The 14,084-nt window shown below is 72.2% G+C and carries 12 protein-coding genes and 3 tRNA genes; 5 read left to right on the top strand and 10 right to left on the bottom strand.

Features of this window, described 5'->3' with window-relative positions:
• Nucleotides 1-6 precede the first annotated feature (6 nt).
• The 5 genes from ettA to tyrA form a co-directional block, all read right to left on the bottom strand.
• Nucleotides 7-1,689: an energy-dependent translational throttle protein EttA gene (gene ettA / locus FU792_RS03725; protein ID WP_022924300.1), complete on the bottom strand. Its 1,683-nt coding sequence runs from the start codon at nucleotides 1,687-1,689 to the stop codon at nucleotides 7-9.
• 66 nt (nucleotides 1,690-1,755) lie between these two features.
• Nucleotides 1,756-2,340 carry a single-stranded DNA-binding protein gene (locus FU792_RS03720; protein WP_022924301.1) on the bottom strand — a complete coding sequence of 195 codons (585 nt, stop codon included), beginning with the start codon at nucleotides 2,338-2,340 and terminating at the stop codon, nucleotides 1,756-1,758.
• A gap of 137 nt (nucleotides 2,341-2,477) precedes the next feature.
• Complete coding sequence (locus FU792_RS03715) at nucleotides 2,478-4,121, bottom strand: YfjP family GTPase (protein WP_022924302.1); 1,644 nt, start codon at nucleotides 4,119-4,121, stop codon at nucleotides 2,478-2,480.
• A complete protein-coding gene (locus FU792_RS03710) occupies nucleotides 4,121-5,824 on the bottom strand; it encodes a dynamin family protein (protein ID WP_022924303.1) in 1,704 nt (567 codons plus the stop codon). The genes FU792_RS03715 and FU792_RS03710 overlap by 1 nt, the downstream gene beginning before the upstream one ends.
• 53 nt (nucleotides 5,825-5,877) lie before the next feature.
• Nucleotides 5,878-7,020, bottom strand: coding sequence for a bifunctional chorismate mutase/prephenate dehydrogenase (gene tyrA, locus FU792_RS03705; RefSeq protein ID WP_022924304.1), 1,143 nt, complete (start codon nucleotides 7,018-7,020; stop codon nucleotides 5,878-5,880).
• A gap of 44 nt (nucleotides 7,021-7,064) precedes the next feature.
• Between tyrA and FU792_RS03700 the strand changes: the two genes are divergently transcribed.
• Both FU792_RS03700 and FU792_RS03695 read left to right on the top strand, forming a co-directional pair.
• Nucleotides 7,065-7,137, top strand: a tRNA-Arg gene (locus tag FU792_RS03700).
• A gap of 95 nt (nucleotides 7,138-7,232) precedes the next feature.
• A complete protein-coding gene (locus tag FU792_RS03695) occupies nucleotides 7,233-7,463 on the top strand; it encodes a hypothetical protein (protein WP_022924305.1) in 231 nt (76 codons plus the stop codon).
• Nucleotides 7,464-7,547: 84 nt separating this feature from the next.
• On the opposite strand, the gene FU792_RS03690 is transcribed toward FU792_RS03695, so the two are convergent.
• Nucleotides 7,548-8,777 (bottom strand): PrsW family intramembrane metalloprotease, encoded by a 1,230-nt coding sequence (locus FU792_RS03690; protein WP_022924306.1) that lies wholly within the window; start codon nucleotides 8,775-8,777, stop codon nucleotides 7,548-7,550.
• 42 nt (nucleotides 8,778-8,819) lie between these two features.
• On the opposite strand from FU792_RS03690, the gene orn reads away from it, so the two are divergent.
• Nucleotides 8,820-9,431: an oligoribonuclease gene (gene orn, locus FU792_RS03685; RefSeq protein WP_022924307.1), complete on the top strand. Its 612-nt coding sequence runs from the start codon at nucleotides 8,820-8,822 to the stop codon at nucleotides 9,429-9,431.
• 72 nt (nucleotides 9,432-9,503) lie between these two features.
• Here the strand turns inward: orn and FU792_RS03680 are convergent.
• Both FU792_RS03680 and FU792_RS03675 read right to left on the bottom strand, forming a co-directional pair.
• Nucleotides 9,504-9,576 (bottom strand) — tRNA-His (locus tag FU792_RS03680).
• 103 nt (nucleotides 9,577-9,679) lie between these two features.
• The gene (locus tag FU792_RS03675) at nucleotides 9,680-10,705 is read right to left on the bottom strand and encodes a YihY/virulence factor BrkB family protein (protein ID WP_052327760.1); all 1,026 of its coding nucleotides are present in this window, start codon (nucleotides 10,703-10,705) and stop codon (nucleotides 9,680-9,682) included.
• Nucleotides 10,706-10,855: 150 nt separating this feature from the next.
• Between FU792_RS03675 and FU792_RS03670 the strand changes: the two genes are divergently transcribed.
• On the top strand, nucleotides 10,856-11,506 hold the full coding sequence (locus FU792_RS03670) for a DUF1801 domain-containing protein (protein WP_237141462.1): 651 nt from the start codon (nucleotides 10,856-10,858) through the stop codon (nucleotides 11,504-11,506).
• Between the two features lie 58 nt (nucleotides 11,507-11,564).
• Here FU792_RS03670 and FU792_RS03665 read toward each other — a convergent pair.
• Together FU792_RS03665 and FU792_RS03660 are read right to left on the bottom strand one after the other, a co-directional pair.
• Nucleotides 11,565-11,640: transfer RNA gene (locus tag FU792_RS03665), tRNA-Lys, on the bottom strand.
• Nucleotides 11,641-11,846: 206 nt separating this feature from the next.
• On the bottom strand, nucleotides 11,847-12,884 hold the full coding sequence (locus tag FU792_RS03660; protein WP_022924309.1) for an NUDIX domain-containing protein: 1,038 nt from the start codon (nucleotides 12,882-12,884) through the stop codon (nucleotides 11,847-11,849).
• Nucleotides 12,885-13,031: 147 nt separating this feature from the next.
• Between FU792_RS03660 and tdh the strand changes: the two genes are divergently transcribed.
• Nucleotides 13,032-14,084 (top strand): L-threonine 3-dehydrogenase, encoded by a 1,053-nt coding sequence (tdh, locus tag FU792_RS03655; protein ID WP_022924310.1) that lies wholly within the window; start codon nucleotides 13,032-13,034, stop codon nucleotides 14,082-14,084.

Genomic DNA, 14,084 nt, shown 5'->3' with positions numbered 1-14,084 from the left:
AGTCGCTCAGTCGCGGGTGAGCTTGCGGTGGGTCACCCGGTGCGGTCGCGCGGCCTCGACGCCGAGGCGCTCGACCTTGTTCTCCTCGTAGGCGCCGAAGTTGCCCTCGAACCAGTACCAGTTCGCCGGCTCGGAGTCAGTGCCCTCGTAGGCCAGGATGTGGGTCGCGACGCGGTCGAGGAACCACCGGTCGTGGCTGATGACCACGGCGCACCCGGGGAAGTTGAGCAGCGCGTTCTCCAGGCTGCCGAGGGTCTCGACGTCGAGGTCGTTGGTCGGCTCGTCCAGCAGCAGCAGGTTGCCGCCCTCCTTGAGGGTGAGGGCGAGGTTGAGGCGGTTGCGCTCACCGCCGGAGAGCACCCCGGCCTTCTTCTGCTGGTCCGGGCCCTTGAAGCCGAACTGGCTGACATAGGCGCGGCTGGGGATCTCGACCTGCCCGACCTGGATGAAGTCCAGCCCGTCGGAGACGACCTCCCAGAGGGACTTCTCGGCGGCGATGCCGCCGCGTGACTGGTCGACGTAGGAGATCTCGACGGTCTCACCGACCTTGACCTCCCCGGCGTCCGGCTCCTCGAGCCCGACGATCGTCTTGAACAGCGTGGTCTTGCCGACGCCGTTGGGGCCGATGACCCCGACGATGCCGTTGCGCGGCAGCGTGAAGGTCAGGTCGTCGATGAGGGTGCGCTCGCCGAAGCCCTTCGTGAGGTTCTTGACCTCGATGACCTGGCTGCCCAGCCGCGGGCCCGGCGGGATCTGGATCTCCTCGAAGTCGAGCTTGCGGGTGCGCTCGGCCTCGGCCGCCATCTCCTCGTAGCGGGCCAGGCGCGCCTTGTTCTTGGTCTGCTTGGCCTTGGGGTTGGAGCGGACCCACTCCAGCTCGTTCTCCAGCCGCTTGGCGAGCTTGGCGTCCTTCTTGCCCTGGACGGCCAGCCGCTCGCGCTTCTTCTCCAGGTAGGTGGAGTAGTTGCCCTCGTAGGGGTAGAGCCGACCGCGGTCGACCTCGGCGATCCACTGCGCCACGTTGTCGAGGAAGTAGCGGTCGTGGGTGACGGCCAGGACGGCGCCCGGGTAGGACGCGAGGTGCTGCTCCAGCCACTGCACCGACTCGGCGTCGAGGTGGTTGGTGGGCTCGTCGAGCAGCAGCAGGTCCGGCTTGGACAGCAGCAGCTTGCACAGGGCGACCCGGCGGCGCTCACCACCGGACAGGACGGTGACGTCGCTGTCCCCCGGGGGGCAGCGCAGCGCGTCCATCGCCTGGTCGAGCTGGGCGTCGAGGTTCCAGGCGTCGGCGTGGTCGATCTCCTCCTGGAGCGTGCCCATCTCGGCCATGAGGGCGTCGAAGTCGGCGTCGGGCGACGACATCTCCTCGCCGATGGCGTTGAAGCGGTCGACCTTCTGCTTGATCTCGCCGAGCCCCTCCTCGACGTTGCCGAGCACGGTCTTGTCCTCGTTGAGCGGCGGCTCCTGCTCGAGGATGCCCACCGAGTAGCCGGGGGTGAGCCGGGCCTCGCCGTTGGACGGCTGGTCCATGCCGGCCATGATCTTGAGGATCGTGGACTTGCCCGCGCCGTTGGGCCCCACGACGCCGATCTTGGCGCCGGGGTAGAAAGACATCGTCACGTCGTCGAGGATCACCTTGTCGCCGTGCGCCTTGCGAGCGCGCGTCATGGTGTAGATGAATTCGGCCATGCCGCCAGGGTATAAGGGCGGGCGGGCCGAGTCCGAATCTCCGGGCCCGGCCCGCCGCGCCCGCGCTCAGGCGCTGCGGGCCAGGGCGGCGTCGGCCTGCTGGTCGTCCTGGACCACGCCGTCCGCGTCGGTCGCGATCTCCGCGTCGGGCACCTCCCCGTCGGGCACCTCCTCGGACGAGGCGACCGGCCCGCCGGTCCTCTCCTCCAGCGCCCCGACGACCCCGCCGCCCCCGTGCTCCGGCGGGGCCTGGTCGTGGGCGCTCGTCGGGTCGGGGTCGTAGGCGACCTTGCCCCGGGTGAAGCTGCTCACCCCGAAGGTCACGTCGTGCCCGATGCTGTCGACGGTGACGCTGACGCGCGTGCCGCTCGCGTCGCCGGCCTTCCACTCGCGCAGCGCCAGCTTGCCGTGGGCGAGGACCGGGTCCCCCTTGCGGAAGCTGGCCAGGGCGGTGGCCCCTGTCCCCCGGAAGCACTGCAGGTCGACATACGTCGTGTCCTCGGTGATCCAGGCCTCCTGGCCGGCATCGAAGCGCCGTCGGTTGACCGCGATCGGCACGACGGCGAACGGCTTGCCCGAGGCGTGACTGACCTTGCGCTCGGGGTCGCGGGTCAGGTTGCCGGCGACGGTGACGGTCATCTCGTTGATCATGGTGCGTTCCCCTCCTGGACGTCCCACCCGCGGATGCGGGCGTGCCCCCACCCTGACCATCCCGGACGCCGGTGACTACCGGCATACCGGGATCTGTGGACGACCGCCGCGCCCGGTGCAGGGTGTGGACGGGAGCGTCAGGCGGCAGCCTGGTCGAGCAGGGTGCGGGTCTTCTCGTGCCGGTCCAGCACCGTCATGACCGGCTTGCGCACGTGCCGGTAGGAGACCTCGTCGATGGCGTCGTCGAGCACCTGTTGCACGTGCCGCCGGCGTCGCGCGGCACCGACCCCGGCCGCGAGCCGGCCGATCAGGGCGAGCAGCAGCCCGGCCAGCACCCCGCCGACGAGCAGCGCCAGCGGGATCGGCACCGGGCCCCAGAAGGGCGCGTCCACCGGGAGCTGCAGCCAGCCCAGGACGACCAGCAGCACGAGCCACAGCAGCCCGGCCACCGCGGTCGCGGCGAAGAGCAGCTGCAGCATGCCGAGCACCGACCACCAGAAGGGGGTGCGGGTGCGCAGCGGCACCCCCACGATCGCCTGGTCGAGCGCGTCGGCGAGGGTGTCCTCCGGCGGGCTGGCCGCCTCGAGCACCGCGTCCGCCCAGCGCTGCGGGAGCTGCCCGCCCACGTTCTCACCCAGGCGTCGGGTGGCGAGCTGCACGTTGGCGCGGGCGGCCGGCGTCGGGCTCGGCAGCGAGGAGCGGCCGAGCACGGCGCGCACGTCGGAGGGCGCGATCCCGGCCTCACCGGGTGAGTCGTCGCCGAGCCGCAGCCGGCGCAACGGGTCCGGGCGCAGCCCGGCGACCCAGCGGGTGAAGGGCCAGCCGGTCCGTGCGGCAGCCCGGCGGCGGTAGTCGCGGTCCACCGCGTCGAGCACGACCGGGACGCCGGAGGCGACGGTGAGCGCCTGGTGCAGCCGGTGGTCGGCCTCCTGCCCCAGCTCGGGGGTCTCACCGGCTGTCCCGCGTTCGCGCACCCGGCCGGCGCTGGAGCGCAGGTCCGCCACCAGGCGCGCCTCGGCCGCGTTACGCGCACCGACGACCTCGCCGATCCGGTCGCGCAGCTCGGGTATGCCCTGCTGCGTCCGCGCCGAGGTGGCGATGATGTCGTGCTCGCCGGCCCCGTCGGCCTGCACGAGGCGGCGCAGGTCGGCGGCGATCTGCTCGACCCCGCCCTCCTCGCGGATCCGGTCGACCTGGTTGAGCACGACGAGCATGACCGCGTCGTGGTGGCGCAGCGGCCGGAGGTAGTCGTCGTGCAGCCGGGCGTCGGCATACTTCTGCGGGTCGGCGACCCAGACGAAGACGTCGGCCCGCTCCAGGATGCGGTCGGCCTCGACCCGGTGCCGCAGCTCGCGGGAGTCGACGTCGGGCAGGTCGACGAGGACCAGCCCGTCCAGCCCGGCGTTGTCCTCGGTCATCGTCACGTGGTGGCGGGTGGCCACCCCGAGCCAGTCCAGCAGCTCGGCGGCGTCCTCGTCGCCCCACACGGCGGCCCCGGCCTCCGCGGTGGTGGGGCGGCGCGGGCTGATCGCGGAGACGTCCTCGCCGGTCAGGGCGTTGAAGAGGCTCGACTTGCCCGAGCCGGTGGCGCCGGCGAGCGCGACGACCGTCCGGCCACCGGCGATCGCCCAGCGCTCACCGACCCGGCCGAGCACCTCCCGGGCGGCACCGGCGGACTCCTGCTCCAGCTCGGGCCCACCGACGTCCAGCGCGGTGGACAGGTGCTCCGAACGCTCCACGACGGAGTGCTCGGCGATGGCGTTGCCCTTGCCCTTCCTCATCAGCGTGCCCCCTCGACCTGCGCCGCGGCCGACTCCAGCTCCTCGATCGGCTCCGGCGACACCGGCACCGACTCCGCCAGCACGCCGTCGAAGCGGGCCTGCTCGGCGGCATACAGGCCGCGCACCTTGACGACGAGGTCGTCGCGGGCACGCGCCGCCATCCGACGGACCGCCTCGTCGCCGAAGACGGCCTCCAGCAGGCGCTGGGCGAGCACGGCCGAGCCGGCGCCGACGGCGACCTCGGCCCCGGTCGGGATGAAGGCGGTCGCGCTGAAGACGACGACCATGAGCAGGACGCCGAGCCCGTTGACGCCGAAGGCGAGGTAGCGCGCGGTCGTGCGCCGCGACCCGGCCTCCTCCTTGACCATCTCCAGGATGTCGCGCTGCCAGTCGCGGATCAGCCGCTCCACCTGCTCGGTGAAGTCCGGCGAGGCCTTGCCGAGCTCGGGGTGCCCCTCGACCAGGCCGCGGCCACCGGGCGCCTGCTTCCACGCGCGGGCGGCGGTGCTGGCGGCGACCTGCCCGTGCGAGGTGATGAGCGCCGCGGCCCCGGTCTGCAGCGCCTCGCCGAGCGGCTCGGAGGTGACCTCCTTGCCGGTGAAGAAGGAGGCCAGCCGGTCACGGATCCGCCCGACGCCCGCCTCGATCGAGCGGAAGAACTCACCGGTCCCGATCAGCTCGTGCCAGCGCGCGAGCACCTCGCCGCGCAGCAGCGACCCGTCCTGGACTCCCTCGCCGACCGACTCCAGCGCGTCCCGGTATGCCTGCTCCGGCGCCTGCTGCAGCGAGCCCAGCGCCTCGACCTGGTGCCTGCCGGCCGTGGCGAGCGCCTGCGCGCGGGCATCGAGCGAGCCGAGCGTGCCGGCGAGGGTGCGGCGGATGACGACCGAGCGTGCCCGGGCGTCGCTGGCCAGCGAGTGCAGCCAGCCGCGCAGCCGCTCGCTCTGCTTGCCGGGGATGGCGCCGTCGTCGAGGTCGACCTCGGGGACGGTGAAGATCGGGGACTGCCCGAGGCCCTGCTCGCGCAGCATGGTGGCGAGGTGCACCCGCACCTGCTCCATCGCCTCCGGCGGCACCCGGTTGAGCACGATGGCGACCGAGGTCCCGCGCTCGCTGGCCTCGCGCAGCAGGCCCCACGGGACGGCGTCGGCATACCGGGACGCGGTGGTGACGAAGAGCCACAGGTCGGCGGCGGAGAGCAGCTGCTTGGAGAGCTGGCGGTTGGCCTCGACCACCGAGTCGATGTCGGGAGCGTCCAGGAGCGCGAGCCCGGCGGGGAGCGCGTCCGCGGCCACCAGCCGCACCGCTCCCGGGTCCTCGACCTCGGCCGCGTCGCCGCGCACCCGGGCCAGCCCGGGCAGCACCCTGGTGTCGGTGAACCAGCGCGCGTCGTCGGGGTGGTGCACGAGCACCGAGGCCTTCGTCGTCGGCCGCAGGATGCCGGCCCGGCTGACCTCCTCGCCGACGACAGTGTTGACCAGCGTCGACTTGCCGGCGCCGGTGGACCCGCCGACGACGGCGAGCAGCGGCGCGTCGAGGGAGCGCAGCCGCGGCAGGACGTAGTCGTCGAGCTGCTGCTCGAGCTCGCGGCGGGCCGTGCGGGCCTCCTGCGCGCCGTCCAGGTCGAGCGGGAGCGCGACCTCCCCGGCGCCCGAGCGGAGCCTCTCGACAGCAGCGAGCAGCGCAGCGGGGTCCGAAGTCACGGCCCTAGTGTGGCCCTCGCGCCGCCGTCCACCAAGACGAACCGCCGGGCCGCTCAGCTGCGCGTCGCGTCGGCGTGCGCCAGCAGCGCCTTGGACTCCCCGAGGAAGCGTTCGGCGTGCTCGCCGAACCACTCCTCGACCTCGCCGAACTGCCGGACGAAGGCCTCGCGGTCGCCGGTGCGCAACAGCTCGATGGCCCGGGCGTAGCGCCGGTGGTAGCGCTCGATGAGCTCCAGCGCGTCCGAGGAGCCGGTGATGATGTCGAAGTAGAGCTCGGCGTCCTGCGCGAAGAGGCGGCCGACCATGACCAGCTCGAGCCGGTAGATCGGCGAGGACAGCGCGAGGAGGGTGTCGAGGTCGCGGTCCTCGTGCGCCAGGTGCCAGCCGTAGGCGAAGGTCGAGAAGTGCCGCAGCGCCTGGATCAGACCCATCGCGTGGTCGTGCTCGTCGGCGTCGACCTCGTGCACGCGGGCGCCCCACAGCCGCACCTGCTCGACCAACCAGGTGCTCGCGCCCGGGTCGCGTCCCGGCACCGCCGCGACGACCTGCTTGGCGAAGCTGTCGACGTCGGGGCCGAACATCGGGTGCATCCCCAGCACCGGCCCGGGGTGGGTCTCCAGCATCGCCCGCATGACCTCCCGCTTGGTGGAGGTGAGGTCGACGAGCAGGCAGTCGGCGGGCAGCGCGGGCAGGCCGCGCACCACCCCGACCGTGTCGTGAATCGGCACCGAGACGAGCACCATCCCGGCACCGTGCACCGCGTCCGCGACCTGCTCGGGGGTGTCGTCGCGCTCGACGACGCGCACGTCATACCCGGACAGCGCGAACATCCGCCCCCACAGCGCGCCCATCCGCCCCGCCCCGCCGACGACCACGACCGGGCCGAGGTCGGGTGCCTGCCGGGTGAAGCCCATGTTCTTCTCGTGGGTGTATGCCTCGCGCATGCACCGGCGCAGCACGTCCTCGACGAGGTCGGGCGGCAGGCCGCGCTCGGCGGCGCGCTCGCGCTTCGTGGCGATCATCGCGCGTTCCCGCGCGGGGTCGTAGATCGGCAGCCCGTGCCGCCCCTTGACCTCCCCCACCTGGGAGACGAGCTCCAGCCGGCGCGCGAGCAGCTCCATCACCTGGTCGTCGACGTCGTCGATCTGGTCCCGCAGCGGCGCCAGGGCCTCCTGCGCCCCCGAGGGTGTGCTCATGGCGACCGATCCTAGAGGAGCGCGCACTAGACTGGGACGCTCCGGCCCCCGTAGCTCAATGGATAGAGCAACGGCCTTCTAATCCGTCGGTTGCGCGTTCGAGTCGCGCCGGGGGCACCGATCGGAGCAGGCGCCCGGGTCCGGCCCGACCGGGTCGTCGCCCGGGGCCCGTCCAGGTCGCACACCCCGGCGCGATCGGGGACGCTGGAGGCATGAGCAAGCACACCCTCACCATCACCCTGGAGGCCGACATCACCGACGAGGACGCCCTCGTGGAGTCGGTCGAGCAGGACACCCCTGACGACTCGCTGTCCCCGCACGACATCCGCGAGGAGGAGCGCGCCGCCTCCAGCCTGGTGGCGGGCGTCTCCAAGGCCCTCAAGGACCTCTCGGTCCCCGGGGTCGAGATCAGCCAGCCCAAGGTCGAGGCCCGCGACGCCTGAGCGCTCCCCCACGCTCGTGCCTCTCCTCGTGACGCGGGCGTGCCTCTAGCGACGCTCGAGTCACAGGATGAGGCACAGGCGTGCTCAGGCCTGGGGCACGAAGACCCGCCGGTGCGCGGTGACGGCGTCGAGGATCCGCTTCTCGCGCGCCTGCCACACCGGGTCCGGGCCGCCGGAGATCAGGTGCTTGCGCACCATCGCCAGCTCCCCGCTCTCGTCCTGGAAGGCCTCCATCGCCTTCTCGGCCTGCTTGCCCCCGACACCGCCGGCCCAGCGGCGCGCCCGGCGACGCTCGCCGGGGCTGGCGAGCATGGCGACCTCGGCGGTGGTGTACCACCCGGCCATGCCGTAGGTCGTGAGCGCGTCGCGCATGAGCCGGGACTCGCGGTTGCGGGCCCAGCGCAGCAGCAGCAGGAAGGCGATGAAGAGCGGGACCTGGACGACGAGGAAGAGCACGAGGTAGTACTCCGAGGCGGCGACCGCGCTGTAGTTGAACAGCGCGTGCAGGAAGACCGCGCACGCCAGACCGACGAGCACGACCCAGGCGGAGCTGGCCCGGCGACGGTGGGCGACCAGCCCGAGCGCCAGACCGGTGCAGACGGTGAACATCGGGTGGGCGAACGGGCTGACCAGGCAGCGCATGATGAACAATCCGACCAGCCCGGGGGCGCCGGCCTCGAGGAAGGTCTGCCCCAGGTAGAGGATGTTCTCCACGAAGGCGAAGCCCGCGGCGACGATGCCGGCATACACGATGCCGTCGGTGACACCGTTGAACTCCCGCCTGGCGAAGAGGAAGATCAGCAGCACGCCGAGTCCCTTGGCGACCTCCTCGGTGAGCGGGGCCACGAGGACGGCGCCCGCGACGAGCGGGTCGGCCCCGGTGCCCGCGAGGACCGTCACGCCGAGCTCGTTGAGCAGCAGCGCCGCGAGCGTGGAGATCAGCGCGCCCCAGAGGAAGGCGAACCACAGCAGGCGCGCGGGCTCGGCCTCGAGCCGGTCGACCCAGATGAAGAGGGGTATGACGATGCCCAGCGCGAGCGAGGCGCTCAACATGCCGAGGATCGCGGCCTGCAGCCCGACCGCCGTGGTGACGATGAGGGTCATGGCGAGCGCGGCCAGCCCGAAGACGCTCACCACGGCGCTCCAGAGCAGCACGCGACGGATGACCGGGCGCCGCGTGGCGTTGGGCGGCGTCGGCCCCTGCGGCTGCTGGAAGGACATCACCTGGTGCCAGTCGCCGGACGTGCCGGGGGCGCCGCTGCCGGCGGAGGAGCCGGGCAGCGAGCTGCTCGGCGGCGTGGGCTGGAAGACCATGGGCCTGAGGCTACCGGGACACGAGCGCCTACCCTGGATGCCGTGAGTGGTGAGCGGATCGTCTGGATCGACTGCGAGATGACCGGCCTGGACACGGTCGCGGACGCGCTGGTGGAGGTGGCCTGCCTCGTCACCGACTCCGAGCTGACCGTGCTCGGTGACGGCGTCGACGTGGTGATCCGGCCGCCGGACGAGGCGCTGGAGCAGATGGGCGACTTCGTGCGCACGATGCACACCGCCTCCGGGCTCCTCCCCCTGCTGGAGAGCGGCATCACCCTGGAGGAGGCGCAGCGCCAGGTCCTGGAGTATGTCCGTGCGCACGTCCCGGAGGCGCGCAAGGCGCCGCTGGGCGGCAACACGGTGAGCACCGACCGTGCCTTCCTCGCGCGCGACATGCCCGAGCTGGACGCGCACCTGCACTACCGGATCGTCGACGTCTCCTCGATCAAGGAGCTGGCCAAGCGGTGGTACCCCCGCGCCTACTACATGGCCCCCGCCAAGACCGGCGGCCACCGCGCGCTCGGCGACATCCGGGACAGCATCGCCGAGCTGCGCTACTACCGCGAGGCGCTCTTCCGCGAGCTGCCCGGGCTGGACTCGACCACGCTCAAGGAGATCGCGGCGCGGCACACCGAGGGCACGGCGCCGGCCTGAGCCGACGCCCCGCGGCATACCCACCCCGAGCACGACGAAGGCCCCGGCACGATTGCCGGGGCCTTCTCTCGGGGTGAGCGACGGGGTTTGAACCCGCGACCCTCGCGACCACAACGCGATGCTCTACCTGCTGAGCTACGCCCACCATGCTGCCTGCGGGCGAGCCCGGGCAACGCCGACCATCGTAGCGCCTCCGGGGTGTGCCCGAGAAACGCGGCGGTCATCAGAAGCGTGGTCGCGGGGACGGCTCAACGCCGCGAGGGTTCGCGACCCTCCAGCCCGGGCTCCTCCCCCGCGGCCTCGAGGTCCGCGGCGGCCTGCATGCGCGTCTCCCGCGCCTCGCGGACCACCTCGGCCTGCTTGGCCTCCTTCTTCTCCGTGCCCTCCACGTCGCGCGGCGGCAGCAGGATCTCGTCCTCGGCCGCCATCCCGGCGGCGAGCTCCTTGCCGCGCTCGATCTCGGCGTCGAGCTCGGCCCCCATGACCAGCGAGGTGTTGATGAGCCAGACCATGAGCAGCAGGATGATGACACCACCGAGGGCGCCGTAGGTGGCGTTGTAACTGCCGGCGTTCATGGCGTAGACGAAGAAGCCCGCCCCGGCCAGGATCGCCATGATGACGGCGAGGATCGCGCCCGGCGCGAGCAGGCGGAACTTGGGCTGCCGGACGTTGGGGGTGCCCCAGTAGAGCAGACTGACGATGGTCATGAGGATGACGAGGATGACCGGCCACTTGGCGATGTTCCAGACCATGGTGGCGGTCTCGTCGAGGCCGACGAGACCGAAGATCGCCTCGGACAGGGTGCCCGAGAGGGTCACCGACAGCACGATCGTCATGAGCATGAGCATCACCAGGACGGTGAGGGCGAGCAGCCACGGTCGCAGCTTCCAGATCGGCCGTCCCTCGTCGATGCCGTAGACGGTGTTCATCATCCGGCTGAAGGCGTTGACGTAGTTCGACGCCGACCACAGCGAGCCGAGCAGACCGACGATGAGCAGGACGCCTCCGGCCTCGCTCTCGCTCATGCTGGCGAGGTAGGCCGTGATGGTGTCGATGGTGTCCTGCTGCAGGCCCAGCTCCGAGCCCAGGTCGCTGATCGCCTCCGTCGTGGCCTCACCCTGGTCGATGAAGCTGAGCGAGGTCGACATCGCCAGGATCATCGGGAAGATCGACATCATCGAGTAGTAGGTCAGCGCGGCGGCCAGGTCGGTGCCCTTGTCGCCGGTGAACTCGGCCAGGGTCCGTTTGCCCACGGCCTTCCAGTCGGTCTTCATCGCGCCCTCTCGTGCGTGCTGTCGGTGACGTCGGCCAGTCTGGCACGCGGGTCCGACAGGGGCAGGGCGGCGCGACCCCGTGCGGGCGTGCACGGTCAGGGCGGCGCCGGTCGGCACGGTCTGTCGGTGCCGAGATCTAGGCTCCTGCTCATGAGTATGACGATCGCCGAGACCCCCGGCCTGTCCGCTCCGATGCGCTCGGCCCTGGCGGAGGCCGGCTTCACCACCCTGGCCGACCTCGACGGGCAGTCGCGCACGGCGCTCCTCCACCTGCACGGGGTCGGGAAGGTCGGGCTGACTCGCCTCCAGGAGGCGATGGAGCAGGAGGGGCTCGCGCTGGACGGCGGGCACGCCTCGTGGACGGCCACGGATCGCGGGGAGGCGCCGCTCGCGGCGGGCAGATCGGCGGAGGCGAAGACCGCGCCGTCGGGCGACTCCGCGCGCGAGTGGATCGCACAGCTGCCCTGGCCGCGCCGGGTCGAGCAGGGGCTGCGCCTGCTGGAGATCTTCGAGGACGTGACCGGCGCGCCACCGCGGATGTGGGGCCCGTCGATCGTCGGGTTCGGGGAGGCGCACTACCAGTACGCCACCGGCCGCGAGGGCGACACCATGCGCGTCGGATTCTCCCCGCGCAAGGGCGCGATCACGCTCTACGGCCTGCAGTCCTACGGCTCGCACGAGGACCTGGTCGACGCTCTCGGGACGACGAAGCTGGGCAAGGGCTGCATCTACGTCAACCAGCTGGAGGACGTCGACGAGACCGCCCTGCGCCGGCTGGTCGCCGCCGCCTGGGCGGGCTGAGGACACACCTCCGGGGATGCGAAGAGCGCCCCGGCGTGATGCCGAGGCGCTCTCGATGTGGTGCGCCCACAGGGACTCGAACCCCGAACCCGCTGATTAAGAGTCAGCTGCTCTGCCAATTGAGCTATAGGCGCGCAACAGCGCAGAACTTTACCACCGGGTCAGTCGGGCGACGAAATCCGTGCGAAGTCCCAGAGCGTGACCGTGGAATGCCTGCCGGGGCAGGACTTCCCCGGTCGGGGCGCCCGCGGTGACCGTGGAATGTCTGCCGGGGCAGCACTTCGCCGGTCGGGGCGCCCGCGGTGACCGCGGAAGTCCCGCCGGGGCGCGACATCGACGGTCAGCGCGGCGCCGGGGTGGTGTCGAGGATGAGGTCGGCGCGCTCGCGTGTGCCGTCGGCGCCGAAGACCTGCTGCTCCTGGTCCGCCCAGCGCTCCCAGTGCGGGCGGAAGGTCTCCCCGTCCCGCGCGATCCCCCGCCGCATCCGCACGTCGCGGTCCGCGTCCACCCAGACGCGCACGTCAGCCTGCTCCCCCGCCGCACCGACGCTGCTCCCACAGCCCTCGACGACCAGCACGCCACCCGCGCCGACATCGAGGGCGACCTCCTCACCCCACCGGTCCGCGTGCCAGTCCCAGCGTCGGTATGCCGCCCGCTCACCGCGAGCGAGCGGCTCCAGCACCTGCTCGGCCAGGCGGGCGGGCGCGTCGGCGAGCCCGTCCCACCCGGCGTAGAGATCGTCCATCTGCACCAGGGGTGCCCCCAGGTCGCGCGCGAGGGCGGTGGCCAGGATCGTCTTGCCCGACCCGCTGGGCCCGTCGATCGCCACGACCAGCACCCCCTCGGGCGTCCTCGCGTCGACCTGCGCACGGATCCGGCCGACCGCCTCCTCGTCGACCGGGTGCCCGTCGGGCAGCAGCGGCTGCCGCAATCCGGGCCCAGCCGCCGCCCGCCAGCCGCGGTCGACGACGGTCGAGCACGGCAGGGAGTCGATCTCCTCCAGCGGGACCCACCGGACGTCGTCGGTCGAGCCGTCCCGCTCCGCCGCGAGCGCGCCCCCGACGACCTCGGCGCGGAAGACCACGTCCACCAGGGTGAGGGGCGGCGATCCCGCCACAGCTCGATCAGGAGCGGCGATCGGGTGGGACTGCACGGTCAGCAGCTCGTGCACCGCGACGTCGTAGCCGCTCTCCTCGCGCGCCTCGCGCACCGCCGCCTGCTCGGGGCTCTCGGCCCACTGCATACCCCCACCGACGAGCGTCCATCCGGGACGCAGGGCGCGCCCGTCGGGCATCCGCCCGCCGCGCCAGTGGGTGAGCAGGGCCGCTCCGTCACGCTCGACCCAGACGTAGCACCCGACGCGCGTCTCCCAGCTCACGCAGCCACCGTAGTGGCGCGCTCGCCGGGTCCGGCACCGGGCAACGGGTCAGAAGCAACCACAGGCGACGCCCGGTCAGGTGCAGGGCAACCATTCGCGACGCCCGGTGGGTACGTCGCGGCTTGACCCATGCGTCAAGATGGACCCATGCGCGCCCTGATCAAGCCCGGCGCCGGGCCGGGACTCGAGCTCACCGACGTGCCCGAGCCGACGCCCGGACCGGGCGAGGTCAAGATCCGGGTGCTGCGCGCCGGGCTGTGTGGCACCGACCTGCACATCGAGGCGTGGGACGACTGGGCCGCCTCGATGCTTGAGCCGCCGCTCGTCGTGGGCCACGAGTTCTACGGCGAGATCGTCGAGCTCGGCGACGGGGTGCCGACCGACGAGCGCTACGGCCTGCAGGTCGGGCAGCGATGCTCGGTCGAGGGCCACGTCGTCTGCGGCGTCTGCCGCAACTGCCGCGCCGGCCGGCGTCACATGTGCGTGCGCACCTCCAACCTCGGGGTCAACCGGGACGGCTGCTTCGCCGACTTCGTCGTCGTGCCGCACACCAACGTCTGGGTGCAGCCGGAGCTGATCGACCCCGACCTCGGGTCGGTCTTCGACCCGCTCGGCAACGCCGTGCATACCGCGCTGTCGTTCCCGCTGGAGGGCGAGGACGTGCTCATCACGGGCGCCGGGCCGATCGGCGTCATGGCGGCGGCCATCGCCCGGCACGCCGGCGCGAGGTATGTCGTGGTCACCGATGTCTCCGAGGCGCGGCTCGAGCTGGCCCGCCGCGTCGGCGCCGACCTCGGCGTCGACGTCTCCCGCGACCGCATCGCCACGGCGCAGGAGCGGCTCGGGATGGACGAGGGCTTCGACGTGGTGATGGAGATGTCGGGCAACCCGCGCGCCATGGCCGAGCTCATCGACAACTGCACCCACGGCGCCAGGGTGGCGATGCTGGGCATACCCGCCGAGCCGTTCGCGATCGACTGGGGCAAGGTGATCTCGCACATGATCACCCTCAAGGGGATCTACGGCCGCGAGATGTACGAGACGTGGTACAAGATGACCGCCATGCTGCAGAGCTCGGAGCTGCTGCGCGACCGCGTGCGCTCGGTCATCACCGACCGCTTTTCCGCGCAGCGGTGGCAGGACGCCTTCGCCGCCGCCCGCGCGGGGCAGGGCGGCAAGATCATCATGGACTGGAGCTAG

Origin of the sequence: Serinicoccus marinus DSM 15273 (assembly GCF_008386315.1) — a bacterium.
GTDB classification, from domain to species: Bacteria; Actinomycetota; Actinomycetes; order Actinomycetales; family Dermatophilaceae; genus Ornithinicoccus; species Ornithinicoccus marinus.
This window is presented reverse-complemented; position numbering and strand designations above follow the sequence as displayed.

Excerpts from the sequence above, each read along its gene's own strand:
- ettA (WP_022924300.1), bottom strand. The coding sequence starts at position 1,689 with ATGGCCGAATTCATCTACACCATGACGCGCGCTCGCAAGGCGCACGGC.
- FU792_RS03720 (WP_022924301.1), bottom strand. The coding sequence starts at position 2,340 with ATGATCAACGAGATGACCGTCACCGTCGCCGGCAACCTGACCCGCGAC.
- FU792_RS03715 (WP_022924302.1), bottom strand. The coding sequence starts at position 4,121 with ATGAGGAAGGGCAAGGGCAACGCCATCGCCGAGCACTCCGTCGTGGAG.
- tyrA (WP_022924304.1), bottom strand. The coding sequence starts at position 7,020 with ATGAGCACACCCTCGGGGGCGCAGGAGGCCCTGGCGCCGCTGCGGGAC.
- FU792_RS03695 (WP_022924305.1), top strand. The coding sequence starts at position 7,233 with ATGAGCAAGCACACCCTCACCATCACCCTGGAGGCCGACATCACCGAC.
- FU792_RS03690 (WP_022924306.1), bottom strand. The coding sequence starts at position 8,777 with ATGGTCTTCCAGCCCACGCCGCCGAGCAGCTCGCTGCCCGGCTCCTCC.
- FU792_RS03675 (WP_052327760.1), bottom strand. The coding sequence starts at position 10,705 with ATGAAGACCGACTGGAAGGCCGTGGGCAAACGGACCCTGGCCGAGTTC.
- FU792_RS03670 (WP_237141462.1), top strand. The coding sequence starts at position 10,856 with ATGAGTATGACGATCGCCGAGACCCCCGGCCTGTCCGCTCCGATGCGC.
- tdh (WP_022924310.1), top strand. The coding sequence starts at position 13,032 with ATGCGCGCCCTGATCAAGCCCGGCGCCGGGCCGGGACTCGAGCTCACC.